Source organism: Spirosoma flavum (assembly GCF_042686045.1).
GTDB classification, from domain to species: domain Bacteria; phylum Bacteroidota; class Bacteroidia; order Cytophagales; family Spirosomataceae; genus Spirosoma; species Spirosoma flavum.
Genome location: NZ_JBHUOM010000002.1, coordinates 1,606,716 through 1,632,224, shown reverse-complemented (window position 1 = coordinate 1,632,224; position 25,509 = coordinate 1,606,716). Strand labels below are relative to the sequence as shown.

Here is a 25,509-nt window from a genome sequence, read left to right as displayed (position 1 = left end):
ACCACTAGCTGATAGCAAATGAAATGAGTGGTTGAAATATAGGCGTGAGTACGATAAATGGAAATCAATTTTACACCGATGGTTCTATGGGTAGGTGAGGTGCCTAAAGGTGAGATTATAAAGTTGGAACGACCAATGCCGGTGTCTCTCCCGCTCAGCTATAAATAGTAAGTGATCAAAAAGTCTGCCCAATCTACCCAGAAGCTGTCAGTTAAGTAAGCAGAATTTTTTATCACGAGATATCACAGGAATTCCCACCAGTGGAACTTCTTTAGAAAGGAGTAGAATACACGAGAAAAAATAAATAATTTAGCAATAATATACTGTAAATCAGTAACTTAATTATCTATAATTGGTTTGATTTTTAGAATTTTACGGGTCAGAATTATGTTTATTTACTAGAGGGATTCTATATCGTTTCGGAAAAATTTACAAAGTCTTTTTATTCGTTTATGCCTACTCAACAAACCCTTTTTACTCCATCAACATCAGTAAAACACCCAAACCTGACAACGTCCCGTCTATGGATTCCCAAGCAGGTTCTCTTTACGCCCGATGCGCTGGAAGAACCTTTTGGTCAGCAAATCTATGAGCGTATCAGTACGTTGGGCTTACCCATTAACATTCTTAAAAGCAACCGGCTGACCGGCCTTCGCGGAGCCGATGAACGTGAAACTTACCGCAACGCCAAAAATACCCTGGCGGTCGTCAAGGCTCCGCCGGGAGCATTTCGCCTGCAACCCATTCCACCATCAGCAGATTGGCAAATGAACCTGGCCGAAGGATGCCCGGCACACTGCCAATATTGCTATTTAGCCGGTAGCTTGCATGGGCCACCTGTTACCAGAGTTTATGCCAATCTACCCCAAATGCTGGCTAATGCGGCGGCTTATGAACAGGTGGGTAAAGTGACGACTTTTGAGGTTAGTTGTTACACGGATGTGATTGGTATTGAGCATCTAACGGGCAGTTTGGCTGAATGTGTCAGTTATTTCGGTAGCCGTCCCGATGCTCAGTTGCGGTTTGTGACCAAGTATGATCAGGTGGAATCTCTGCTCGAACTGCCGCACAATGGGCGAACCCGAGCCCGGGTGAGCCTGAATGCCGAACTCATTGCCCGGCGGCTAGAAGGCGGTACCGCATCCGTCGAAGCCCGCTTACAGGCCCTACGAAAACTGGCCTTATCCCGTGAGCAGGGCGGAGGGGAGTATCCTGTCGGTGTGGTGTTGGCTCCGATCATGCCCATTATTGATTGGCGAGTACACTACACTGATTTGCTTGATCGTTTGGCGGACACGCTTGATTTTGATTGTGATCTGACCGTGGAATTTATCACGCACCGGTTTACTGCTGGCAGCAAAGAGGTCTTGTTAGGTTGGTATCCCAATACGAGTTTAGATCTGGATGAATTTAGCCGAAGTCAGAAACGGAATAAATTTGGTGGCGTCAAGTACGTTTATGAACCTGACGAAATGAAGACGCTTCGCTCGTTTTTTTATGCCGAGTGGCGTAAACGATTTCCCAGGGCACCAATATTATATTGGACTTAGTCCATTGCTCAAGGCTATCTCTTTTTCTAGTGTAGACGTGCAACAAAAAGGACCGCTCGATAGAGCGGTCCTTTTTGTATAGACCTGCTTAATAGCCTAATTCTTATAAATCCAGGCTTCTGAACCTGCCAGTTCGCTTATCGAAGCTAAATTGGTAACGGCTTCTTCACGAATAGTAGAGCCCGCAGCGGCAACTTTATACAATTGCCCTTTCTGGCCCCGGCTGGGCATAATAACAAATGCATCCGTGTATCCAGCTTTACGCAATTGACGTTTTAGCCGAAGCGCGTTTCGTTTGCTCGAAAAAACGCCAGCTATCACCGTAAAGTAAGGACCGGTACGAACAGGTTTAACGGTAGGTGCAAGTACATTTTTAGTTGTTTCCGGCTTATTGGTTACAACAGCTTCAAGTTTTACTTCACTTGCAGTTGCTGGCATAGCTGTAAGCTTTGCCGCTGTTATAGTCGTTGGTGCCACTACCACCGGCTCTACGGGTGTTTCTGTCGATTTGACGTCAACTACTGAAACGGGTGGTGGCGTACTCTTATGGACAACAATCGGTTTCGGTGCTGTCTTTACCTCGGTTGAACTCTCGAAAAACGAAGCTGGAATCCGCAACAGGTTAGCTGGGTTTAGGCTACTTTGTAAAGGTTGTCCGGGATTAATAACGGAGAAGTAACTAACTACACCCAACGAACCAACCAGTAGGGAAACAGCGGCTACCCGCCAGTAAGAGCGGGCTGGACGATACGGGGTTAGTGTCGTGTCGTCATCCTGAACCAGTACGGGGCCGAGTGCCGTAACGGGTACTGCTTCCAGTGCAGGCTCAAGTTTAGGCTGTTGGTTAACTAATTGGGCTGATAAGGCACTCATGCCATAAGCTTCACCGAAGAAGTTATGGCGCAGACTGGGGTCGAACTGTAACCGGCCTTCGTCGTTGTGCGTGAATGTTCCAATGCCATCAATCTCAAACCGGCCAGCTGTTTCAATTTGCTGCCGCAACTCAGTTACGAATAGATTGATGTGCCGTTGCGCCCCTTCGCGGGTTACCGGCTCATGAAGCATGATGTAGTTAGCCAAAATTCCATCGTCGAAACGAAGTGCCTCATTAAAGGCAACGCGCTTGCGCGGAGGAAGGTATAAACCACTGGTTTCCGTAAAGGCTGCTGGTTGGTAGTGAGTCAAAAAAGCGCCCAATTCGGGAACAACGACACAATCGTACTGATACAGCAACTTTTTAAGGTAGTCATTTACGGCAGCCATAATGTGGGTCGGTGGAGTGATTAGAACGAATAACTGATTCCTCCGAGAAAGTTAAGCCCTTGGGTTTGATAATACAAATACCGTTGGTAATTCTGACTGAAGATATTATTTAATGAGACAAAAGCGGAAACCTGTTTACCTAAGAAATAGTCAATTTTCACGTTTGCGTCGTAAATGGGTTTTAGGGTGTATGTTACTCCCGACGTAAAGTTTTTGTTTTTGATGCCCTGATAAAAATACAAATCGGCGGTCACGAATAATTTTTTATTCAGGGTGTATGAATTGCTCCAGGTGGCGGCCACTTTTGGGCGTCCCCAGGCTGCTTCGAGCCGGTCGAGCTGGTAGTTGAAAAAGTCGGCTTTCAAGGTTGAGCGGAACTTGTCTTTCTGGGCATATCCCAGTTGGCCCGAGATAGTCAGCACGTTAGAAATGCCCCCGTCATAGAGAACAAAGAATTTGGTGGTGTCGGGAATGGTGTTGTTGAACGTCGAGAAGTTTCGATAGCGAGCGTAAGATACTTTACCTTCATATGAAAATCCACCACCGAGGTTTCCCTTGGATCCACCATAAATATCCCACGACTTAACAGTGTTAACTAAAAGTACTTGTGGGGCAAGCCACTTATTATCAGACAGTAATGAGCGAAGTGTGTTTCGGTTTATATCACCATCAACTCCCGCAAAAACGTGAATATTTCCAATAGGAACAACGTCAATATCAACCACCGGGAACGCTCTCGTATCGTTGATGCCCTGCCGTTGGTCGGTTTGATTCACGGCATTGATACCGGCTGTTATGGTGAATACCGGTGATGTATACTTAAAGGTTGGCTTCACCCGGAATAGATTACGATTATCTACGATAGACCCGTCGGAGCGTTGCGTCACATAAGCATCGGCGGCTACGAGCGCAAAAACGTTGTCGGTAATGCCAATTGAAGCAGTCAAATTGGTACCCCAGTCTGTTTCGGAAGCGTTGAAGCGGTCACGCAGGGATGTAATGCCTGTGCGGAGCGAATAGTCAACCGCATTTTCCGACTTGGCGTTTTCAATGCCGACCTTAAAGTTTACCGTGTTGAGCCGCTGTTTGATCAGGTCCGGGTCGAAGGAAGGTTGAGCGGCAAATTCCCGACTGTACCCATAAAAATTATACGCATTTCGGTCGAAACCAAGATCAGCCTGCAACTTAAACGCGTCCGCTAAATATTTTCCCGTGACCCGAATCCGCGTGTCGCTCTGGGCCGAGTTCTTTCCATCTACTGGGCCAATGGCCGACGACAGATGCCGAACTGACCCTTCCAGCGCCAGATTAGATAAGTTGTTGATACCAAAAAAGCCTTCACCCAAAAACGAACTGTAATTTCCCGCCCCCAGCTTTACATAATTATTGTAAGCGGGCGTTTCGTCGGGCTGGTTTGTGGCAGGAGCCAGCACACCGGGCGTTATTTTAGGATCGCCAACGGTCAATTTCCGGTCCTCAAATTCATATGTTAATTTCCGTTGCTCAGCCGATGGCTTACTGGACGGAATTTTATTGAAAATCCGATTGGCAGGCGGCAAGTCAATTTTCCGACTTTTTTCGACGGTAATTTCCTGATTATCCACTTCGCCTTCTTTAACGGGGCGCTTCGGCTGTTGCTGTGCAAAAATCGTTGCCGACAGACAGAATAAGGTCAGAGTAAGTAGGGGACGTACGATCATAATGAGTGTACGATAAATAATGAATGATGAAGAATGAATAATGAATGAGCACAGAACGGAGCCAGCTCACACATTACTTTATCATTTATCATTCATCATTTATCATTAATTTTTAGAGTCCAGGGTGGCTAGTTTCTGTTTGGCTTCGGCAACGATAGTTTCGTCGGATGAGTTTTCAATTATTGAATTCAGAACGGCTTTGGCCTGTGCCGGTTCGTCCAGTGCGACGTTGTTATCAGAAATCAGAATAAACGCTTTGCCTTTCCAGTAGTCAAAATCGCTGAACTGCTCATTGAATTTCAGCAGCGTAGCCACGGATTCCTTGTATTTTTTCTGCCGGAAGAGAATGTCACCGAGGTAATACTGCGCTTCGGCTCCACTGATGTCCTTTGCCAGCGCAACGGTTTTTTCGAAGTCAGTCTGGGCAGTTTTATAATCACTCTTACCCAGCGCAACTTTGCCGAGCATCAACTGCGCCCGGTTTTGCGCCCCCGACACCACGTTGCCACCCGTTACCACCTCGCGGGCGATAGCGGCTGCGGAGTCGGGTTTGGGATAGACAAAATAGGTGTCCATCAGGCCCAGTTGGGCGGCAACCTGCTCCGCTTTGCTGTTTGACTTACTCAGGATGATCTGGTAGTTGCGTACAGCGCGGGCGTAATTTTTCTGTTTAGATTCCAGTTCAGCCGCCCGCGTGGCTGCCCGTACCAAATAATCCGATTTGTTATCGGCAATCACTAAATTGTAGTAACGCAACGCATTCGCGGCATCGTCGGTTTGTCGGTAGGATTCGGCCAGGTAATAGCGGGCTTCATTGGTGCCGGGACTGGCTGGATACTCCTGCATGAAAGCCAGAAACGATTGAATAGCCTGTTGGTATTTGCCGTTGGAATAAATATTTTTGGCGTTCTCAAACTGAACACGCTCAACATCCGTGCTGCCCGGATTGCCTTTTTTATACTGACCCAGAACCTGCGAAAACTCTTCTGGCCGACCGGCATCGTTCAGCGTATTTTGAATGCCGAGCAGGGCACTTTGCGCCTGTTCGGAATCGCCATAATTATCCAAAATGCGTTTATAATCGGCTACGGCGGGGTCATACTGTTGCAGGTTACCGTAGGCAATGGCCCGTTTCAGCAAGGCGGCTGGTACGAGTGCACTACTAGGTTTATCCTGAATCAACTTTGTAAACCCTTGTATGGCAACCTGATAGGATCCCTTTTCAAAATCAACGTTCGCTTTCTGGAAAAGGGACTCATCGACAAAGCGTGAGTTTGGATATTGCCGTTGCACCTGATCAAATTGGGCCTTCGCTTCGGTATCACGTCCAACGTAACTCAAAATCACCGCTTTCTGGTACGAGGCATAATCTTTATCCGGCGCATTCTGGGCAATTGCCTGATCATACGCGCGCAGGGCATTTTCGTACTGTTTTGTAGCAAAGTACGAGTCGGCAAGCCTAATTGTTGCATCCTGTACCTGCGCTGAACCATCGGTACCACGACTGACAAAATCGCGGAAATAAGGCAGGGCGTGGGTATAATCTTTTTTGTTGTAATAAGCATAGCCAAGACCATACAGGCTCCTGGTTCCGTAGTCGCCCGAAGCTGATTTTGAGATGCTGGCGTAGAGCGGAATCGCCGTATCATATTGCTTACCTGCCGAATACGACTCAGCTTTCCAGAACTGAGCGGCCTGTTGCATCTCCATATCGACCGGAAACTTCAGTGACTTATCCAGGTTTGCAACGGCTTGTTGATAACGTTCGGCGTTGAAATCATTGACACCCTGATTATAGGTCAGGCGTTGGTACGTTGCGTTGATTTTGGGCGTCCGGCGTTTCAGTCCTTCAATGTATGCAATAGCCGCCGGGTAATTATTGGAAGCAAAATAAGCTTCACCAACCAACTCGTTCGCTTCATTCTCAAATTTACTAGTAGGATATTGTTTCAAAAAGGCGGTCAACTCCTTTACGGCATCGGCCCCATTGTTCTGGTCTAGTTGTAGTTTGGCGTGATTGAATCGCGCTTCTTCCTGAATTTCACGATTGTACGACAGCCGACCGGCCTGATCGAATGCATTCAACGCGTAGGTTGGATTCTGCGTCTGTAAATAGCTGACACCGAGTGTATAAGCTGCATATTGCGCCGTCGTATCTTTGCCGCCTGCCAATGTTTTGAGTTGTGTGATGGCATCATTGTAAGCACCTGTGCGGAATAAGGACTGCCCGTATCGAAACTTAACAGCTCCCGGTGCTTTGGCACCAGCCGCGTTGATATACAGTTTGTAATAGGGAATTGCCTTCGCGAACTGATTTTGCTGATAAAAAACTTCAGCCGTAAACAGAGCCACTTCACTCATGCTTGAACTCGTGTTGCGTTTGAGCAACGGCTCGGTATAAGCCAGTAAATCATCGAACCGACGTTGCCGATAAAGCGCCTGGGCAATCCAGTTCGGCACCTGATTTTGATAGAGTGGGTTGTTCTCTACCCGTCGGAAATCGGCAACGGCTTCGTTGAAATTGCGATTGCGAAAATTAATAATCCCGGCATAATAGGATGCCGCTGGCGCATCGGCCGAACTCGGATCTATTTTAACCTCATTCAGAAGCGGCAACGCCTGTTGCAAATTCTGCGTATTGTAATAGGAGAGGGCCAGCTGATACTTATAGGCGGTTTGCTGAGCCGTGCTGCCACCCTGCGCTACCGCTTTTGCCAGAAAATCAATGGCTTTTGTGTAATCCTGCCGGTTATAATAATAGGTGCCCAAATCGCCATACAGTTGTCCGGCTTTCGGGTGTTGGCTATGGTTTTTGACAAAGCGGTCTACCAGTAATTCCGCCCCCGGTTCGTCGATGTACAAACTGGTGAGGGCAATATAGTACTCGGCTTCTACCGAGTTCTGATCGCCGGTATTGAGCAGCGTCTGGGAGCCATCGCCCCGGCGGGGTTCGAGGTATTGCCGGAACTCATATCGGGCAGCCGCATAATTGGCTTTCTCGAAAAGTTCCAGTCCATTGCGGTAATGGTAATCGGGTTCGGCATTACTTTGGGTTCGCTGGGCCGATGCGGACAGGGTAGTAAGCAACCCAAGGGTCAAGGAAAAAAGCAACCGATTCATTGAGATTCGGAGCGACTGGTATTGACCCAAGTGGGCGGTTGAATAGGGCATATTCAAAATCAACGGTTGTGAATGCTTGGTTTGCGTCGTAATTTCGCCGACAGAATTGACAAATATCATGTCAATTCTGGACAAAAAACGAAGGTATTCCTCTTTCCGTATGAAAAAAAACGCCCGGCTTCTGTATTTACTTACTGTCTGGACATTTTTTAGCCCATTTTCCTCAACTGCTACCGCTCCCTTAGTCGATGACGAAAATCCTCCGGCAGCATTGCCGAGTGTGACGTATGTGCTTTCTATGCCTGAACCGCAGACCCACTACTTTGAGGTAGAAATGCAATTGAAAAATGTAGCTGCCCCAACAAATGCAAAGAAAAACGGCTACGTGGATATTAAAATGCCCGTCTGGACGCCGGGTTCTTACCTGATTCGGGAATACGCCAAAAATGTTGAAGGCTTTACCGCTTCCGTAGGCGGCAAGTCGGTCCCGAGCGAAAAAGTCCGCAAAAATGCCTGGCGCGTTCATTCCTCGGATGACAACTTAACAATTCATTATCGAGTATATGCCAATGAACTAACCGTGCGGACGAATTTTGTGGATGCAGATCATGGCTACGTGACCCCGGCGGGTATGTTTATGTATCATGATGCCTTGAAAAATATACCTCTGCGCGTGGTGGTGCAGCCCTACAAAACCTGGAAGAACGTGGCAACGGGACTCGAACCGGTTGCGGGCTCTCCATACACCTACGAAGCATCGAATTTTGATGTGCTGGTCGATTCGCCCATTGAAATTGGCAACCATAAGACGTTCAGTTTTACGGCTTCGAATGTGCCGCACACGGTAGCTATGTTTGGCGATGTGGCCTACGACGAGCAACGGTTAACCGCTGACTATAAGCGTGTTTGTGAAGCAGCCGCGACGGTTGTCGGCGAACATCCCTGTACTCATTACACATTCATTGTTCATCATATTCCGCCGGGTGGGGGAGGTCTTGAACACCTGAACTCGACTACCCTCGAAACGTCGCGCAATGCCTACGCTACGGAAGCCAACTATAAGCGGTTTCTGTCGTTGGTCGCTCATGAATACTTTCACCTCTGGAATGTAAAGCGTATTCGGCCTGTAGCCCTGGGACCGTTCGATTATGAGAACGAGAATTATACGCATATGCTCTGGTTGTCAGAGGGTTGCACGTCGTTCTACCAGGAATATATTCTGCGCAGAGCGGGGTTCCATACGCCGGAGGCTTACCTAAGTTTGGTGGCCAGCAGCATTACGGAGATTGAAAACCAGCCGGGTACCCGCGTTCAGTCAGCGGCAGAATCAAGCTGGGATGCGTGGATTAAAGGGTATCGCCCCAACGAGAACTCTGCCAACACGACTATTTCGTATTACAGCAAAGGGAGTGTGCTCGGAACGCTGTTGAATCTGGCTATTCTGGCGGGCAGCAACGGCGAGCGCAACATGGACGATTTGATGCGGTTTCTGTATACTGAATATTACAAAAAGCAAAAACGTGGGTTCACCGATGACGAGTTTCGTCAGGCGGCTGAGCAAATTGCCGGTCGCAAACTTGATGATTTTTTTACCATTGGCGTCAGTTCTTCCGAACCTATAAACTATACTGCTTACTTCGAGCCGGTGGGTGTACAATTAGTTAATGTAGCTAGTAAAATGCAGGATGGTTTTCTTGGCGCAGCTACCACCGTGGTAAATGGTAAGTCGACGATTTCAGGCGTTCGGCGCGGGTCCGCAGCCTATACCGATGGCCTGAATGTAGGCGATGAAATTATTTCAATAGATGGTGTGCGCGTCGGCGACGACTTACTTCGGCAGGTCAGCGGTCGTCGCGTCGGCGATAAACTAAACGTACTTGTCAACCGGTCCGGTCTGCTTCGCGAGATACCCGTTACACTAACCCAGAATCCGCTGGTCAGCTATCGTCTGGAGCCGATGGAAAATCCGACAGCTGCGCAAAAAGCACTATACACCAAATGGTTGTACATTAAATAAAACGACACTGGCCCGGTAGATTATCGGGCCAGTATCGTTTTTAAGTAGTTTACAGTTGTATAAAAGCAACCAGTCATGCTTCAGCCAGAAACGGTCTTCACGCAATCAGCCCGGCCACTTACTATACCATCGCGGGTTGGCTCCATTGATATATTGCGAGCTATCACGATGATATTGATGATTTTTGTCAATGATCTGTGGTCGCTAAAAGACACTCCCCTCTGGCTGGAACATGTACCCCACGGCGTTGATGGCATTGGTTTGGCGGATGTAGTCTTTCCCGCTTTTCTGTTCATCGTGGGCATGTCGCTCCCATTCGCGGTCAACGCCCGACGTCAGAAAGGCGACACCGATATTGCCTTGGTTGGTCATGTTGTTATGCGTTCTGTTGCTCTGCTGGTTATGGGCATTTTCCTGGTCAATGGCGAATCAATTAGCGAAGAAGCAACGGGGATGAAACGGCTGGTATGGAATGTTCTGTCCTGCACCTCGTTCATTCTGCTCTGGAATGTGTATTCGAAAACAGCCAATAAAAAGGTTGTGACGTTGGTTAAAGTTTTAGCCATAAGCGTATTAGTTACGTTGGCTTTTGTCTACCGGGGTGAACATGAGAGCCGGTTTGCTACCCACTGGTGGGGTATTTTAGGTTTGATAGGCTGGTCGTATCTGGCCGCAGCCCTGGTTACCATTTATGCCCGCAACCGAATCGGTATCTTACTGGCTGGCTGGATTGGTTTTTCCATACTAAGTCTGGTATCCGCTGCTGACCTACTGCCAAAAGTTATTTCGTTTATCCCCAATGCCATCAGCGGAGGAACGTTGGTGGGTCTGACAATGGGTGGGGTCGTACTCTCAACTCTTTTTCAACAGTACCGCCAGCAAGATGAGAATAGACGAATGACGCTCGTTTTTATACTCGCGTCATTCGTGTTAATCGGCTTATCTGTGTACACGCGTACCTTTTGGGGACTTAGTAAACTGGCCGCTACACCCGCCTGGTTGTTTTTATGCAGCGCCTTTACAATTCTCGTCTTCATGGGCATCTACTGGCTGGTTGACATGGGTGGCAAAGCGAATTGGTTCAGTTTTATTAAACCTGCGGGCACCGATACGCTATTGTGCTACCTGATTCCCTATTTTGCCTACGCGTTGACAACATTATTAAATCTTCATTTGCCAGACGTTCTGCTGACTGGTGGCGTTGGCCTACTAAAATCATTTCTGTTTGCCCTGTTGTGTGTCTGGATTACGAGCAGGCTTAATAAGATAGGGGTTCGATTGAAGTTGTAAGCAGCGTTTGCCAACTCACAGGTCATAGCCTAATAGAAGCACTTGCCTAGTCAGATGCTGGGAATTGGTAGAATTAATTCTCTATTCCTTAGCTAATAACTTGTCGGCCAACTGTGTCAGGCCAATCGTGGCCGGTTCGGCAATGAAGGTGACGTTAGCGCGTTTATGCATGTCTGGAATGGTTGGGTCCACAACGTAAATGGGAACGCCGTCGCGAACGGAATAAACCAAACCCGCTGCCGGATAGACATTTAACGATGTGCCGACAACGATTAACAGATCGGCCTCGTGCGTAACCTCCAGGGCTATATCCATCATCGGAACCGCTTCGCCAAACCAGACGATGTGTGGCCGCAACTGAGACCCTTTCTGGCAGAAGTCTCCCGCTTTTATTTCCCAGCCCTCAATCTCATAAACTAGCGATTCGTCAACTGTCGAGCGCGATTTAAACAACTCGCCATGCAGGTGAATAACGGTTGACGAACCCGCTTTTTCGTGTAGATTATCGACATTCTGCGTGATGACTGTTACATCATATTTTTCCTCCAGCTTCACGAGCGCGAAGTGACCTGCATTGGGCTGAACGCTGAGTGCCTGTTTCCGGCGCTGGTTGTAAAAATCCTGTACTAAAGTCGGGTTACGCTCCCAGGCTTCGGGTGTGGCTACGTCCTCGATGCGGTGGTTTTCCCAAAGCCCGTCCGAGGCACGAAACGTTGGAATTCCACTCTCAGCACTGATACCCGCCCCAGAGAGAACGACAATTTTCTGACGTGTTTTCATAGATACAAAATACGAAATAATTGCCACTTTTTGTCATGCTGACTGGTGGACCAGTCAGCATGACAAAAAGTTATTCTACCACAATCTCATCGGTGGCAAGCCATGTTTTTTCGCCTGCGCTGGGATGACCGACGGGGCAGACACCAGCGTTTTTGGCTCGGATTCGGACGTAGCGCGCCCGTGCCGTTTTAAAGTCGGCTACTACGGGTAAAATGTCCCAGGGGCCATTTAAGTCATATTTAACGGGTTGTGCAATGGCTTCTTTGAAGTCGCTGCCATCTTTTGATAACGCAATTTCAACTGAGTTTGGCGGAAATCCCTTCTCCAGGATGACTTTCAGGAAATTCAGCGACACTTTTGTAACGCTCGTGACATCGCCCAAATCCAGCGTCATATCCATATCAGAGCCGTAAAAATTCACCCATTGCCGCCTGTCACGCGGACTGTCGCCCCGAACGCCATCCGTCAATTTTGCCGATTTTGGATTACTGCTCTGGCCGGGTGCAATGGCGTATGTATAGGGCTTGTTTTTGCCTTTGTGAAGCGTAAATGTTTGGGTCAGCTGGCCACCCGTGGAGGTTATAGCCCGAATTGTAGTGGTTTTTGTCAGCGTAATCGGTCCGATATATTCGGTGCTGCGTTCGTTGGGTTCTTTACCACTGAGCGTATAGAAAATCCGGCTGTCACTGTCCAGCTTTTTCAGAACGACCTGAATCTGTCCCTGATCGTTGGGTTGGGTAGAGGCCGTTATGTCGAATAGGCGTTTGGCGTAGTTGACTGGTACAGCAGCCAATCGGGGCAGGTGATTTTTGAGCCGCTGGGCAAAGTCCTCAAAGTTATGCGGTCCCGCTTGCATCCAGCCAAGTTCGGCAATGGCAATCGCTCGGGGAAACACCATGTATTCAACCGCTTCGGGCGTTGGTGTGTACTCAGTCCAGATATTTCCCTGAACACCCAGAATATATTTTTGCTCGGCGGGCGACAATTCGGCAGGCATCGGTTCATACGCGTACACCCGATCGAGTGGCAGATAACCGCCAATGGCCAGCGGTTCGGTGGCGGGGTTTCCCTGGTAATAATCCATGTAGCACGTACCCGTGGGCGTCATCACAACCGTATGCTTCTGTTTGGCAGCCGCAACACCGCCCTCCGTACCACGCCAGCTCATCACGGTAGCGTTGGGAGCCAGGCCACCTTCCAGAATCTCGTCCCAGCCAATAATGGCTCGCCCCTTGCTGGTTACAAATTTCTCGATACGTCGGATAAAATAGCTTTGCAGCTCATGTTCATCTTTCAGGTTATTTTTCTTCATCAAATCCTGACAAAACGCGCTCTGTTTCCAGGCCGTTTTCGGACATTCGTCGCCCCCGATGTGAATATATTTTCCAGGAAAGAGCGCGATTACTTCCGTCAACACGTCCTGTAAAAAGCCAAATGTTTTGTCTGACGGGCAGAATACATCATCAAAAACGCCCCATTTAGTTGCTACCTGATAAGCTTTCGTTGGCTCACATCCAAGTTCGGGATAGGCCGCCAAAGCCGCCAGGGCATGGCCGGGCATTTCGATTTCGGGAACAATGGTCACAAACCGGCTTTGCGCATAACGGACTACGTCCCGAATCTCATCCTGCGTATAGAATCCGCCAACAGGTTTATTATCAAACTGTTGCGGGTAGTTCTGGAAATATTGCCCAACAATCGTTTCGGCCCGTTTGCTGCCAATCTGCGTCAGTTTGGGGTATTTCTTAATCTCGATTCGCCAACCCTGATCGTCGGTCAGGTGCCAGTGAAACGTGTTTTGTTTGTGCATCGCCATCAGATCGATGTACTTTTTGACGAACGAAACAGGCATAAAATTTCGCGACACATCAAGATGAAGGCCGCGGTAACCGAAGCGCGGTTTGTCGGTAATCGCGCAGGCAGGCATGGTCGCGGTGGCCGACTGACCAACGGGCAATAGTTGCCGCATGGTTTGCGCGGCATAAAACAACCCTTTTGGCGTAGCGGCTTCGGCCAACACCCGACCGGGCGTAACGGTCAATTTATAGCCTTCATCACCGAGCAGTAATTTTTTATTGAGAGAGAAAAAAATATGCGCGCCTTTACCTAATGCAGGACTAGTTGGTGCCACCGTAAGGGCCGTACCGTTAGCCGTTTTAACCTGATTGACAAATGTTCGCGCTACGGCTCGCACGGTGGCGTCCGTAGCCGGGCTTATCACAACGCGCGTATTGGCCGTGAGTGTAAACTGCCCATTTTGCCCGGCAAACCGAGCCGGAAACGGAATTAAATTATATTGATTGTCAGATTGTGCAACTAGGGTACCGGATAAAAAGAGGAAAAAAAGCAGATGTCTCATGCGTAAAAAAGGCAACGATGCGATGGTTCAGATGGCAAAATAACGATGATTTTTTGAAAGGTGCCCAAAATCAGAAAACCTTCCGGTACCGGAAGGTTTTCATCAACGTAAAGGTTTAGCGCAACTACGTAGTATAAACAATAAATCCCGCTACCCTCAGGTAACGAGATTTTCTAGCTTATTTTTTCGCCACTACTTTCTTGGCAGCCGCTACCGGTTTCTTTACGGTTGTCGCTTTGGCCTTCGCCGGAGCTTTTACAGCCGTCGCCGACTTAACTGCTTTTGCCGGGCCTTTGGCAGTAGCCGCCGACTTAGCTGTCTTAGCGGGTGCTGCTTTTTTCGCCGATCCTTTTGCTGGCGTTGGGTCATCACCGGCTAGTTTCAGACAATCTTCGAGCGTTAGGGTGGCGGGGTCAATATCTTTTGGAATCTTGACGTTGCGCTTGCCAACGGCCAAATACGGCCCATACTGCCCGTTAATGAGTTTCACCGCCGGGTTTTCCGGAAATTCCTTAATGTATTTGTTGGCTTCGACCAGCCGCTTCGCCAGAATCAGTTCAATGGCCCGTTCCAGCGTCAGATCCGCTAATGATTCATTCCGGGGAAGTGAAACATATTTATCTTCGAACTTAACGTAGGGACCAAAACGACCTTTTCCGGTTGCAACTAGCTTACCCTCAAACTCGCCCAGCGCTTCGCTCACCGACTCGACTCGTTTTTGCTGAATGAGTTGAATAGTCCGGGTTTCGTCAATCGTATACGGATCGTCTTCCTTCGTCAGAGAAACGTATTTATCATCATGCTTCACGTAAGGGCCGAATTTGCCGATGCCGATGGTCATGGGTTTATCCTCGAAGAAACCGACTTCACGTGGTAGAGCAAACAGGGCCAGTGCTTCCGGTAACGATATAGTATCAATCAATTGACCATCGCGCAGGTTTGCATACTGGGGTTTCTCCTCGTCGGTCGATTCTCCGATTTGCGCATAAGCGCCGTATTTGCCCAGACGCGCCGACACTTTTTTGCCGCTGCGTGGGTCAAGGCCCAAATCACGGGCGCCTGTCTTGAACGACACCACCGACGAACCCTGAATCTCCTCAATGTTCTTATGGAAATCGCCGTAGAATCCGGCCAGCATTGTCTGCCAGTTCATACGGCCATCGGCAATCTCATCAAAATCTTTTTCAACCGTCGCCGTGAACTTGTAATCCACAATGTCGGGAAAGTATTCGACCAGAAAATCACTTACGACAACGCCCGTGTTGGTTGGGAACAGCTTGGCTTTTTCGGAGCCAAATGTTTCCTTGCCACTGGTTTCGCTAATCTGATCCCGTTGGAGGGTATATTCAATGTAGGTGCGTTCTAAACCGGGCTTGTCCTGCTTGGTAACGTATCCCCGGTTAATAATCGTAGAAATAGTTGGCGCGTAGGTCGATGGGCGACCGATGCCCATTTCTTCTAATTTCTTTACCAGCGAAGCTTCGGCATAACGGGGCTGCGGACGCGTGAATTTCTCCGTAGCTTTCATCTGGCCCAGGTTTAACCCTTGCCCGATGGTTAATGGAGGTAACATGCCTTTAGCGTCTTCGTCGTCTTCGTCGTCTTTCGATTCGAGGTAAACGCGTAGAAATCCGTCGAACTTAATTACTTCACCCTGTGCAACAAGTTCATTCGGAAAGGATTTTGATCCCGTTAGGTGGCTAGCCTTTTCGTCGGGCGCATCGACAAACGGGCTGTCGTCTACATTGGTCTGATAGGTAGCTGTTTTACCATTTGCGAATCGAATTGCAATTGTTACAGTTGTTCGTTCGAGCTGAGCATCAGCCATCTGCGAGGCAATCGCGCGTTTCCAGATCAGTTCATACAGTCGTTTCTGGTCGCGGTCACCGCCGGCATTACGATCATTGAAGTTCGTTGGCCGGATGGCTTCGTGGGCTTCCTGCGCCGATTCGTTCTTGGTCTTAAACTGCCGTGTTTGAATGTATTTCTCGCCAAACTCCGAACCAATCTCAGCTACAGCCTTGTCGATGGCTTCCTGCGAGAGGTTAGTCGAATCAGTTCGCATGTACGAAATTTTACCCGCTTCGTACAAGTTCTGGGCAATCCGCATGGTGCGATCAACCGAATAACTCAGCTTGCGCGCGGATTCCTGTTGCAGAGTCGACGTGGTAAACGGTGGAGCGGGGGATTTTTTGGCGGGGCGGGTCTCTAGATTTTTAATCGTAAACGTAGCCCCAACGCAGGCTTCCAGAAAAGAACGCGCTTCGCCCGGAGTCGCAAAGTTTTTTGCCAGTTCAGCATTCAGCACTTTATTACCGTCAACGATAAACTGCGCTGTAATCTTGAACGACGATTTTGCCGAGTGCTTGTCAACTTCGCGCTCTCGTTCTACAACGAGCCGCAACGCAACCGATTGTACCCGGCCTGCCGACAAACCTGTGCTGCCGCCCTTAATCTTACGCCACAGCACCGGCGAGAGTTCGTAACCCACCAGCCGGTCCAGCACGCGCCGGGCCTGTTGGGCATTTACTAAGTCTACGTCAATGGTGCGGGGCGACTTAATGGCATTTTGGATAGCCGTCTTCGTGATTTCGCGGAACACAATACGTTTAGTGTTGTCGCGCAGACCGAGGGCTTCTTTGAGGTGCCACGAAATAGCTTCCCCCTCTCGGTCATCATCCGTAGCCAGCCATACTTCATCAGCCGCCTTAGCAAGAGATTTTAATTCACTAACTAACTTCTTCTTATCGGGCGAAACTTCGTACGATGGTTTGAAGCCATTCAGTACGTCTACGGCCAACCCATCTTTGGGTAAATCGCGTACGTGACCGAAGCTGGACTTCACCGTAAAGTCTTTACCAAGATAGCCTTCAATGGTTTTCGCCTTTGCCGGCGACTCCACAATGACTAAGTTTTTTGACATAATTAATGGTCAGGTTGATACTATCTCCGCTCTTTTTCTTCCTCGAATCAGGCCAAATATAGACGCAAAAGAACTGACTTGTGCAAGACAAGTTATATATGACGAAACAAAAGGGAGGATTCTGGTAGCGTGTTGCGGGCTTACATATAGGTAACAACACGTATTGGCTCACAGTTCGAATTTGGTCTACAGCGGCTTAAAAATGAGCGATTATTTTTGTTCAGACCGTTGACCGAACGCGTCTTAATCGAAAAATCCCGCTGAGTTGGGTATTCGTTTATAGGCCACAAGCGATAGCTTTTATACCCATTTCGGGTACACTACTTTAATAAGTTCAAATCTGGTTGAGCGTATTTGTACACTTTAAAATAGAGCGTCGTTTTGGTTTGGTAGATGCCGTCAATTTTCGAAATCTCATTGACAAACTCAACCAAATGATTGTTTGTCGGACACATCACATCGACTTCCAGATCATAATCTCCCGACGTACTCGCTAAGAAGCTTACTTCGGGCATTTTGGCAATTTCTTGGGCTACAGACTCCTTCAACGTGGCTGGACGAACATAAACGGCAATGTGGGCATAGACCTGAAAGCCTACTTTATCGGGGTCGACCCGACCGACGATATTAATGATTCCTTCGTCAATTAACCGGTTTAACCGGGTTCGGGCCGTGCCAACAGAAACCTTCAACTGGTCGGCAATAACGGTAAACGACATTCGTCCATCCTTCTGAAGACACGATAGAATAGCAAAGTCCAACTCATCTAGTGTACTGTGATTCTTTTCCATGGTTGTGGTGTCAAGCCGTAAAATTATTGTTAATAGTTGACTTTAGGCTAAATTATTTTTAGTTTGCGTCTCTTATTTCTGTAAAAAATGCAGAAACAAGATTAAGTTATGAAGTATCCCCCAATTCAGAATTATATAAACGGGCAGTTTGTCGATGCATCGACCGACCGATCGCTGGCCGTTATTTCGCCCATAGATGGCACCTTATTATCAACCGTACCGCTATCGACCGCTACTGATTTAGATAAGGCCGTAACAGCGGCTAAAGCCGTCTTTTTAGTCTGGAGCCGGACGACTATTAAAGAAAGAGTACAGGTCTTTTTTCTGTATAAAACTCTGCTGGAAAAGAATATGAGTCAATTGGCTTTATTGGTCCAGGAAGAGAACGGTAAAACGTACGATGAGGCTGTTGCCGAAATAGAAAAAGGTGCTGAACTGGCCGAATTCGCCTGCTCATTACCGCAACTCGTGACTGGTGAAATATTGGAAGTGAGTCGGGGCGTCGAGTGCCGGACCGAACACGTACCGTTGGGCGTCGTGGCCAGCATTGTTCCGTTCAATTTTCCGAGTATGGTGCCCAATTGGACAATCCCGAATGCCATTGCGCTGGGAAACTGCATGATTATCAAGCCATCGGAGAAGGTGCCGCTGAGCGTAGGTCGTTTGGCTGAATTGTTGCAGGAAGCGGGTTTACCAGCGGGCGTTTTCAACATCGTTCAGGGCGACAAAGAGGTTGTCGAGGCTATTTGCGACCATCCGGGCATCGAAGCTGTTTCATTTGTGGGGTCTACAAAAATTGCCAAAGCTGTTTATAAGCGGGCAACCGGCAATTATAAACGCTGTCTCGCACTGGGTGGGGCCAAAAATCACCTGATTGTCTTGCCCGATGCCATTCCTGGTATGACGGCCCAAAATATCACGGCGTCGATGGCGGGTTGCGCGGGTCAACGGTGTATGGCCGCGTCGGCAATGGTAGCCGTCGGGCCAGTCGATCATATCATTGAAAAACTTTGTGAAGAAGCCCAAAAGATGGTTCCCGGTAAGAACCTCGGCGCGGTGATCAATCATGAATCTAAAGAACGCATCGAACGCTATATCACCGAAGCTGAAAATCAGGGTGCCAAAATTTTGCTGGATGGACGCAATCCGACGGTCGAAGGTAAAGAACAGGGCACCTACGTTGGCCCAACGATCATTGACTATGTGACGCCAGATATGGCCATTGCTCAGGAAGAAATTTTCGGACCTGTCATCAGCATCATGCGGACTAACACCGTTGATGAAGCGCTGGCCATTGAGAACGCCAGCCCCTACGGAAATGCCGCGTCGGTCTTTACACAAAACGGCGGCATGGCCCGCTACGTGATCGACAAAGCCAGCGCCGGGATGGTCGGCGTTAACGTGGGCGTGCCCGTTCCGCGTGAACCGTTCTCGTTTGGCGGTTGGAACGATAGCCGGTTCGGGGTGGGCGACATCACCGGGAAAAGCTCCATCGAATTCTGGACGAAACTCAAAAAAAGCACGACCAAGTGGAACCCCGAAGCCGGAATTAACTGGATGAGTTGATACGAAAAGAAACCCAATATCGGCACTTAATAACTTCCCTTATGCTTGACACAACAACGCTTACCGAAACGCAGGAAGTGCTCCAGGATAGCTTCGATCACACCGTGTTTGCCTGGAGTAAACAGAAGGGCATTTCACCAATTGCGGTGAAATATGCCAAAGGCGTTTACATGTATGATTACGACGATAAACGCTATATTGATTTTTCGTCGGGTCTGATGAATGTGAATATTGGGCATGGTAATCAGCGTATTACGGAGGCTGTTGTCAAGCAAATGCAGGAAGTGAGTTATGTGACGCCCTACTGCGTGACAAAAGTTCGGGGTGAGTTAGGTAAAAAATTAGCTGAAATCTGTCCAGGCGATTTGAACAAAGCGTTCTTTACGTTATGTGGCGCTACCTCCATTGAGGCTGCGCTCAAGCTGGCTCGTTTGTACACAGGGCGGCATAAAATATTGAGTCGCTATCAATCATATCACGGCGCTACCTACGGGTCACTGTCGGCGGGTGGCGACCCGCGTAAACAACCCGACGATTCGCAGCAGGCACCCAATTTTGTGCACGTTGATATTCCGTATCGCTACCGCTGGACGCACGACGAAGCAAGTATGCTGACTGATTCCGTAGCCCAGTTGGAGCGGGTCATTGCTTATGAAGGTCCGGGCAACATTGCCGCTATTCTGCTGGAAGGGGAGTCGGGCACGTCGGGCTGTTTACAGTATCCCGTAGGCTATTTAGCTGCCGTTCGGGAGATCTGTACCAAACACGGTATTCTGCTGATCATCGATGAAGTTATGAGTGGTTTTGGCCGAACGGGTAAATGGTTTGGCTTTGAGAACCACGGTATTGTGCCGGATATGGTAACGATGGCCAAAGGTATTACCTCGGGGTATTTGCCCTTTGGCTGTCTGATGGTTACGGACAAAATTGCGGCCCGCTATAACGATACGGTGCTGGCAACGGGCATGACGTACTCGGCGCACCCGGTCAGTTGTGCGGCTGCGCTGGAAACGATAAAAATTTATGAGGATGAAAACTTGATTGAAAATGCCGTCGAGATGGGCAACTATATGGATGCTCAGGCGGCTATACTGATGCAAAAACATCCGAGCATCGGTGACTTTAGAAATACGGGGCTTTTAGGCTGTTTTGAACTGGTCAAAAACAGGGCCACAAAAGAGCCAATGGCTCCGTTCAACGCCAAGCCGGAAGAAATGGCCGTCATGAGCAAAGTAGCCGCCAAGATCAAGGAGTTGGGTATGTACACCTTCGTGCGCTGGAGCTACGTTTTTGTTGCACCACCGCTGTGTATTACGAAAGAACAAATAGACGAGGGTCTTGCCATAATCAGTGAGGCCCTGAAAATTGCGGATGAGTACGTAGATTGAGTAAGGTATTGGTTTTACACGTGGAGTCGGCGGGGCCGCCCGCGCGGTTCTCAAAACCGACTCCACGTGTTAGCCATTGTGTCGGGTTCTTAAACCGCACGGGCGGCCCCGCCGACTCCACGTGTAAAACCAACCAGCATGATTACATCAAGACGCAGATTTATTGAGGCAATTTCGGTAGGTACAGCCTCTGCTTTACTGCCTGCCGTTTCGGCCACGACGTTTGCGTCGACGGGAAAAGTCGATCCCGTAAAGCGAATTATTCTGGATACGGATACCGCTACCGACGATGCGGTGGCTGTTCTGATGGCCGTGACGTCACCCAAACTGAACGTTGAAGCCATCACGATTACGTGCGGCAATGTCGGGTTTGAGCAGCAAACGAAGAATGCGCTGTACACGCTTCAACTAGCGGGAAAGAAGGATCAAATCCCTGTTTACCAAGGCTCTGCTCGTCCAATTGTTCGGGAGGTGCATGGTAACGCAAAATACGTTCACGGGAGCGATGGCATGAGCGATTCGTTTTTTCCTGATCCGCAACAAAAGCCCGAAAAAGAACATGCCGTCGATGCGATTATTCGTCTCGTTGAGAAGTACCCGAATAAGATAACGATTGTTGCCATCGGGCCGCTCACCAACATTGCGTTGGCCCTACTGCGTGAACCATCCATCGCAAAAAATGTCAAAGAGCTGTATTTTATGGGCGGTTTCTATAAGTTTTATGGCAACATCAATCCGAGTGCTACGTATAATGCCTGGGTCGATCCTGAAGCTGCACGAATCGTTTTTCAGTCAGGAATTCCTATTACCACCGTTGGCTTCGATGTGAGTGTGAAGAGTTCGGTATTTACCGACGACGATTACGCGAAAGTGGAAAAGCTGGGTACGAAATACGCTGATTTTTTCATGAAGATTAACCGAGTCCGCCGGAAGTACTGCAAAGAACACCAGAAAATGAACGGGTCTAATCACCCCGATGCCATTACCATTGCCGCCGTAATTGACCCCAGCCTTATATCCCAGAAAGTAGCGCGTTTCGTGGATGTCGAAACGCGCGGAGAGTTAACATTGGGTGCTTTGGCAATCGATGAATTGGGCGTCTGGGGCAAACCACCCAACGCCACCATCTGCGTTGAAGCCGACGAAGCAAAGTTTAAGAAAATGGTATTTGATACGTTGAAAATGAGTTAACTAGTTTATACATTAAGGTTTGTGTTTCTTGATCTGTGGGATACAGGCTAGGAAATGAAGGACACTTGACTACGTTAGTACCCCGAACCAAAAACGACAAAAACCGTGTCAGCAAAGCAGGGATTTAGTGAAGCAACCGTAGACGAATCGTCCGCTCTGTATAGCGACGATTTAGCCCCCATTCCCGCGTCGAAACGAACGTGGAATACCTGGAATTATGCGGCCTTATGGATTAGCATGAGCTTGTGTATTCCTACGTATATGATGGCCAGTTCGCTCATTGAGGGCGGCATGAACTGGTGGCAGGCCATTTTAACTATCTTTCTGGGCAATACTATTGTGTTGGTTCCAATGGTATTGAATGGGCACGCCGGGGCCAAATACGGGATTCCCTTTCCGGTTTTGGTGAGGTCTAGTTTTGGCACCAAAGGAGCCAATATTCCGGCTTTATTGCGGGCTATTGTGGCCTGCGGCTGGTTCGGTATCCAAACGTGGATTGGCGGGTTTTCCATCTACCAGATGCTCCGGTTATGGATTCCATCGCTGGAGACACTACCGCCAGTTTTTCCGGCTTCGTTTGGCTTGCAAACGGGTCCGGCCATCTGCTTTTTCTTATTCTGGCTATTGAATATGTACGTCGTTTACCTCGGCGTCGAGAGTATCAAAAAACTGCTCGTCTTCAAGGCATTTTTCCTGCCCGTTGCGGCTCTGGCTTTGCTATACTGGGCCATTTCTGCCGGAAACGGCCTTGGACCGATTTTGGATCAACCAGCCAAATTCACCACATCGGCTGCGTTTTTTGCTTTTTTCTTTCCAGCCTTAACGGGCATGGTCGGCTTCTGGGCTACATTATCGCTAAATATTCCTGATTTTACGCGTTATGCAGTAAGCCAGCGGGCGCAGATAAAAGGTCAGATTATTGGCCTTCCCCCCGCCATGACATTGTTTTCGTTCATCGGCGTTGTCGTTACATCGGCGACTACAATTATTTACGGCACTACTATCTGGGACCCGCTCGTTTTGGCCGGAAAGTTTGATAGTAAACTCCTAGTTAGCGTCGCCATGATTGCGGTGGCTATTTCTACCTTAGCGACTAATATTGCCGCTAATATTGTCAGTCCCGCCAACGATTTCGCCAACCTGGCCCCGTCGAAAATTGATTTCCGGAAAGGGGGCTACATTACCGGTGTCATCGGCATCCTGATTTTTCCGTGGAAGTTAATTGCCGACCCAACGGGCTTCATTTTTACCTGGTTAGTTGGATATTCCAGCCTGCTTGGACCAGTTGGAGGCATTATGATTGCCGATTATTTCTTCCTGCGAAAACAACAATTATCTCTGTCGGATTTATATAGCGAAACCGGTATGTACCGATTCAAAAATGGGTTTAATAACGCAGCTATTATTGCCTTGCTGGCGGGCATTCTGCCCAACATTCCGGGCTTTCTGACAACCATTAAAGTTATTCCGGCAGACAGCATTCCCAGCTGGATTTCACAGCTTTATAACTATGCCTGGTTCGTCGGTTTTTTCGTTAGCGCCGGAATTTATTTAGGTTTAATGAGAAACAAGTTTTTTACCGCAAAGGACGCAAAGGTATTCGCAAAGAGCACGGAGGATTTGTCGATATAAAAGATCTATACAGCTAAAAAGCGACTATATCGCAGAGAACCGAAAGTTGTATGACAGAAAATGAAATTTCGCATAAAGTCATTGGCCTTGCCATGGAGGTTCATTCGACATTAGGCCCCGGATTATTGGAAAGTGCTTACAAAGAATGTCTATTTTACGAATTATGGAAATCGGGTTTATTTGTCGAAAAATAAAAAGCAATGCCTTTAATCTTTGAAGAAGTCAAACTGGATTGTGGTTATAGGATTGATATACTCGTTGAAAATAGATTAGTCATAGAATTGAAAAGTGTAGACTCGTTGAATGATGTTCATCTAGCACAAACATTGACCTATATGAAATTGGGTAATTATAAATTAGGCTTATTGATGAACTTCAACGTCTTAAGGCTAAAAGATGGCATTAGGCGAGTTGTAAACGGTTTATAAACCTCTGCGATTCTTTGCGTTTTCTCTTTGTGGACTTTGCGGTAAAAAATTAGCCGTAAAGTCCACAAAGGTATTCGCAAAGAACACTGAGAAAATAATTAACTAAATGAGCATTCTCATTAAAAACGGTCGGATTATTACGGCTGCCGACGAGTATGTTGCCGATATTTTTATAGAGGGCGAAACGATTAGCGCCATCGGTAAGAACCTATCCGTTCAGGCCGATACGACGATTGACGCTACCGGTAAGCTGGTATTTCCCGGCGGTATAGACCCGCATGTTCATTTGGATATGCCGTTTATGGGTACATTTTCGAGCGATACTCACGAAACAGGAACCCGCGCAGCTCTGTACGGCGGCACAACGACCGTCATTGATTTCGTCCTGCAAAAACAGGGACATTCGCTGAAAGAAGCCCTGGCCGAATGGAACTCACGCGCCAACGGAACCACCGTCGGGGATTACAGTTTCCACATGGCCGTGACGGATTTTAACGAAAATACCCGCGCCGAAATTAAAGAGATGGTTGAGAACGAGGGGATTACGTCGTTCAAAACGTTTATGGCCTATAAGGGTGCACTCATGATTGACGATAGCCAGATGATCGGTCTGATGCAGGAGGTGAAGAAACAGGGCGGTATGGTTACGGTTCACGCTACGAACGGCGATGTTATTGATTACCTCGTTGCCAAACATAAATCCGAAGGCAAGCTAACGCCATTGTATCATTACCTCTCGCAGCCCGAAGTGACCGAATCCGAAGCCAGCAGCCGTTTTGCCGATATGACCGACTACACCGGCTGCCCCGGCTATATCGTTCACATGACCTGCGAAGGTGCGCTAAACGCCGTTCGGAATGCGACCCGGCGCAATCAGAAAGTGTTTGTCGAAACCTGCATTCAATACCTGATTCTCGATGCATCGCTGTACGGAGACGATTTTGACGGTGCCAAATGGGTGATGAGTCCGCCATTGCGCGAAAAAAAAGACCAGCAAACCCTTTGGGCCGGAATCAATCAGGGTTTGGTGCAAGTTGTCGCCACTGACCATTGTCCGTTTATGTGGGAGCAAAAATTGATGGGCAAAGACGATTTTTCGAAGATTCCCAACGGCCATCCAGCCATCGAAAATCGCATGGAATTGCTCTACAGCGAAGGGGTTCATAAAGGCAAAATCACACTCAATAAATACGTAGAAGTTGCCTGTACGAACCCGGCCAAAATCTTCGGCATGTTCCCGCGCAAAGGAACCATTGCGGTTGGCAGCGATGCGGATATTGTTGTTTTCGACCCCAACGAAACGCACACACTTTCGGCCAAAACCCACCACATGAACGTCGATTATTCGGGGTATGAAGGACGGGAAGTAACCGGAAAAGTTAAGACCGTTTTGCTCCGGGGTAAAGTCGCTATTGACGACGATAAATGCCTGGTTGATAGAGGATACGGTCAGTTTATCAGACGGAGTAAAGTGAGCGGAAAGATTTAGAATACGTGGTGTCGGCGGGGTC

The 25,509-nt window shown here is 48.4% G+C and carries 15 protein-coding genes and 1 pseudogene; 9 read left to right on the top strand and 7 right to left on the bottom strand.

Annotated features, from left to right (window positions below; translation table 11 throughout):
• The first annotated feature begins 452 nt into the window (after positions 1-452).
• Positions 453-1,550: a spore photoproduct lyase family protein gene (locus ACFS25_RS12165; RefSeq protein WP_381500569.1), complete on the top strand. Its 1,098-nt coding sequence runs from the start codon at positions 453-455 to the stop codon at positions 1,548-1,550.
• 96 nt (positions 1,551-1,646) lie between these two features.
• Here the strand turns inward: ACFS25_RS12165 and ACFS25_RS12160 are convergent, their stop codons facing one another.
• The 3 genes from ACFS25_RS12160 to ACFS25_RS12150 all read right to left on the bottom strand — a co-directional run bounded on the left by ACFS25_RS12160 (position 1,647) and on the right by ACFS25_RS12150 (position 7,684).
• Positions 1,647-2,813: an HU domain-containing protein gene (locus ACFS25_RS12160; protein WP_381500566.1), complete on the bottom strand. Its 1,167-nt coding sequence runs from the start codon at positions 2,811-2,813 to the stop codon at positions 1,647-1,649.
• Between the two features lie 20 nt (positions 2,814-2,833).
• Positions 2,834-4,513 (bottom strand): TonB-dependent receptor, encoded by a 1,680-nt coding sequence (locus ACFS25_RS12155; RefSeq protein ID WP_381500564.1) that lies wholly within the window; start codon positions 4,511-4,513, stop codon positions 2,834-2,836.
• Positions 4,514-4,618: 105 nt separating this feature from the next.
• Positions 4,619-7,684 (bottom strand): tetratricopeptide repeat protein, encoded by a 3,066-nt coding sequence (locus tag ACFS25_RS12150; RefSeq protein WP_381500561.1) that lies wholly within the window; start codon positions 7,682-7,684, stop codon positions 4,619-4,621.
• A 109-nt stretch (positions 7,685-7,793) separates the two neighbouring features.
• Here ACFS25_RS12150 and ACFS25_RS12145 point away from each other — a divergent pair, with 109 nt between their 5' ends.
• Together ACFS25_RS12145 and ACFS25_RS12140 are read left to right on the top strand one after the other, a co-directional pair.
• The gene (locus tag ACFS25_RS12145; protein WP_381500559.1) at positions 7,794-9,650 is read left to right on the top strand and encodes a M61 family metallopeptidase; all 1,857 of its coding nucleotides are present in this window, start codon (positions 7,794-7,796) and stop codon (positions 9,648-9,650) included.
• Positions 9,651-9,725: 75 nt separating this feature from the next.
• Positions 9,726-10,940 carry a DUF5009 domain-containing protein gene (locus tag ACFS25_RS12140; RefSeq protein ID WP_381500557.1) on the top strand — a complete coding sequence of 405 codons (1,215 nt, stop codon included), beginning with the start codon at positions 9,726-9,728 and terminating at the stop codon, positions 10,938-10,940.
• Between the two features lie 81 nt (positions 10,941-11,021).
• Here the strand turns inward: ACFS25_RS12140 and ACFS25_RS12135 are convergent, their stop codons facing one another.
• The 4 genes from ACFS25_RS12135 to ACFS25_RS12120 all read right to left on the bottom strand — a co-directional run bounded on the left by ACFS25_RS12135 (position 11,022) and on the right by ACFS25_RS12120 (position 17,793).
• Positions 11,022-11,720 carry an SIR2 family NAD-dependent protein deacylase gene (locus ACFS25_RS12135; RefSeq protein ID WP_381500555.1) on the bottom strand — a complete coding sequence of 233 codons (699 nt, stop codon included), beginning with the start codon at positions 11,718-11,720 and terminating at the stop codon, positions 11,022-11,024.
• 70 nt (positions 11,721-11,790) lie between these two features.
• On the bottom strand, positions 11,791-14,079 hold the full coding sequence (locus tag ACFS25_RS12130; RefSeq protein ID WP_381500553.1) for a glycoside hydrolase family 20 protein: 2,289 nt from the start codon (positions 14,077-14,079) through the stop codon (positions 11,791-11,793).
• Between the two features lie 178 nt (positions 14,080-14,257).
• Positions 14,258-17,002 (bottom strand): type I DNA topoisomerase, encoded by a 2,745-nt coding sequence (gene topA / locus ACFS25_RS12125; RefSeq protein ID WP_381500551.1) that lies wholly within the window; start codon positions 17,000-17,002, stop codon positions 14,258-14,260.
• Positions 17,003-17,322: 320 nt separating this feature from the next.
• Entirely contained in the window at positions 17,323-17,793 is a 471-nt protein-coding gene (locus tag ACFS25_RS12120) for an Lrp/AsnC family transcriptional regulator (RefSeq protein WP_381500548.1), read from the bottom strand.
• A gap of 108 nt (positions 17,794-17,901) precedes the next feature.
• On the opposite strand from ACFS25_RS12120, the gene ACFS25_RS12115 reads away from it, so the two are divergent.
• From ACFS25_RS12115 to hydA, 6 genes and pseudogenes are all read left to right on the top strand, one after another.
• Positions 17,902-19,359, top strand: a complete 1,458-nt coding sequence (locus ACFS25_RS12115; protein WP_381500546.1) for a CoA-acylating methylmalonate-semialdehyde dehydrogenase — start codon at positions 17,902-17,904, stop codon at positions 19,357-19,359.
• A 41-nt stretch (positions 19,360-19,400) separates the two neighbouring features.
• On the top strand, positions 19,401-20,747 hold the full coding sequence (locus ACFS25_RS12110; RefSeq protein ID WP_381500544.1) for an aminotransferase class III-fold pyridoxal phosphate-dependent enzyme: 1,347 nt from the start codon (positions 19,401-19,403) through the stop codon (positions 20,745-20,747).
• A 138-nt stretch (positions 20,748-20,885) separates the two neighbouring features.
• A complete protein-coding gene (locus ACFS25_RS12105) occupies positions 20,886-21,938 on the top strand; it encodes a nucleoside hydrolase (RefSeq protein WP_381500542.1) in 1,053 nt (350 codons plus the stop codon).
• A 105-nt stretch (positions 21,939-22,043) separates the two neighbouring features.
• Positions 22,044-23,570, top strand: coding sequence for an NCS1 family nucleobase:cation symporter-1 (locus ACFS25_RS12100; RefSeq protein WP_381500540.1), 1,527 nt, complete (start codon positions 22,044-22,046; stop codon positions 23,568-23,570).
• A 50-nt stretch (positions 23,571-23,620) separates the two neighbouring features.
• Positions 23,621-23,998: pseudogene (locus ACFS25_RS12095) on the top strand (GxxExxY protein).
• 106 nt (positions 23,999-24,104) lie between these two features.
• On the top strand, positions 24,105-25,487 hold the full coding sequence (gene hydA / locus ACFS25_RS12090) for a dihydropyrimidinase (protein WP_381500538.1): 1,383 nt from the start codon (positions 24,105-24,107) through the stop codon (positions 25,485-25,487).
• The last annotated feature ends 22 nt before the right edge of the window (positions 25,488-25,509 follow it).

Bases quoted from the DNA above. Each gene is read 5' to 3' on its own strand.
- ACFS25_RS12165 (WP_381500569.1), top strand. From the start codon at position 453: ATGCCTACTCAACAAACCCTTTTTACTCCATCAACATCAGTAAAACAC.
- ACFS25_RS12160 (WP_381500566.1), bottom strand. From the start codon at position 2,813: ATGGCTGCCGTAAATGACTACCTTAAAAAGTTGCTGTATCAGTACGAT.
- ACFS25_RS12155 (WP_381500564.1), bottom strand. From the start codon at position 4,513: ATGATCGTACGTCCCCTACTTACTCTGACCTTATTCTGTCTGTCGGCA.
- ACFS25_RS12150 (WP_381500561.1), bottom strand. From the start codon at position 7,684: ATGCCCTATTCAACCGCCCACTTGGGTCAATACCAGTCGCTCCGAATC.
- ACFS25_RS12145 (WP_381500559.1), top strand. From the start codon at position 7,794: ATGAAAAAAAACGCCCGGCTTCTGTATTTACTTACTGTCTGGACATTT.
- ACFS25_RS12140 (WP_381500557.1), top strand. From the start codon at position 9,726: ATGCTTCAGCCAGAAACGGTCTTCACGCAATCAGCCCGGCCACTTACT.
- ACFS25_RS12135 (WP_381500555.1), bottom strand. From the start codon at position 11,720: ATGAAAACACGTCAGAAAATTGTCGTTCTCTCTGGGGCGGGTATCAGT.
- ACFS25_RS12130 (WP_381500553.1), bottom strand. From the start codon at position 14,079: ATGAGACATCTGCTTTTTTTCCTCTTTTTATCCGGTACCCTAGTTGCA.
- topA (WP_381500551.1), bottom strand. From the start codon at position 17,002: ATGTCAAAAAACTTAGTCATTGTGGAGTCGCCGGCAAAGGCGAAAACC.
- ACFS25_RS12120 (WP_381500548.1), bottom strand. From the start codon at position 17,793: ATGGAAAAGAATCACAGTACACTAGATGAGTTGGACTTTGCTATTCTA.
- ACFS25_RS12115 (WP_381500546.1), top strand. From the start codon at position 17,902: ATGAAGTATCCCCCAATTCAGAATTATATAAACGGGCAGTTTGTCGAT.
- ACFS25_RS12110 (WP_381500544.1), top strand. From the start codon at position 19,401: ATGCTTGACACAACAACGCTTACCGAAACGCAGGAAGTGCTCCAGGAT.
- ACFS25_RS12105 (WP_381500542.1), top strand. From the start codon at position 20,886: ATGATTACATCAAGACGCAGATTTATTGAGGCAATTTCGGTAGGTACA.
- hydA (WP_381500538.1), top strand. From the start codon at position 24,105: ATGAGCATTCTCATTAAAAACGGTCGGATTATTACGGCTGCCGACGAG.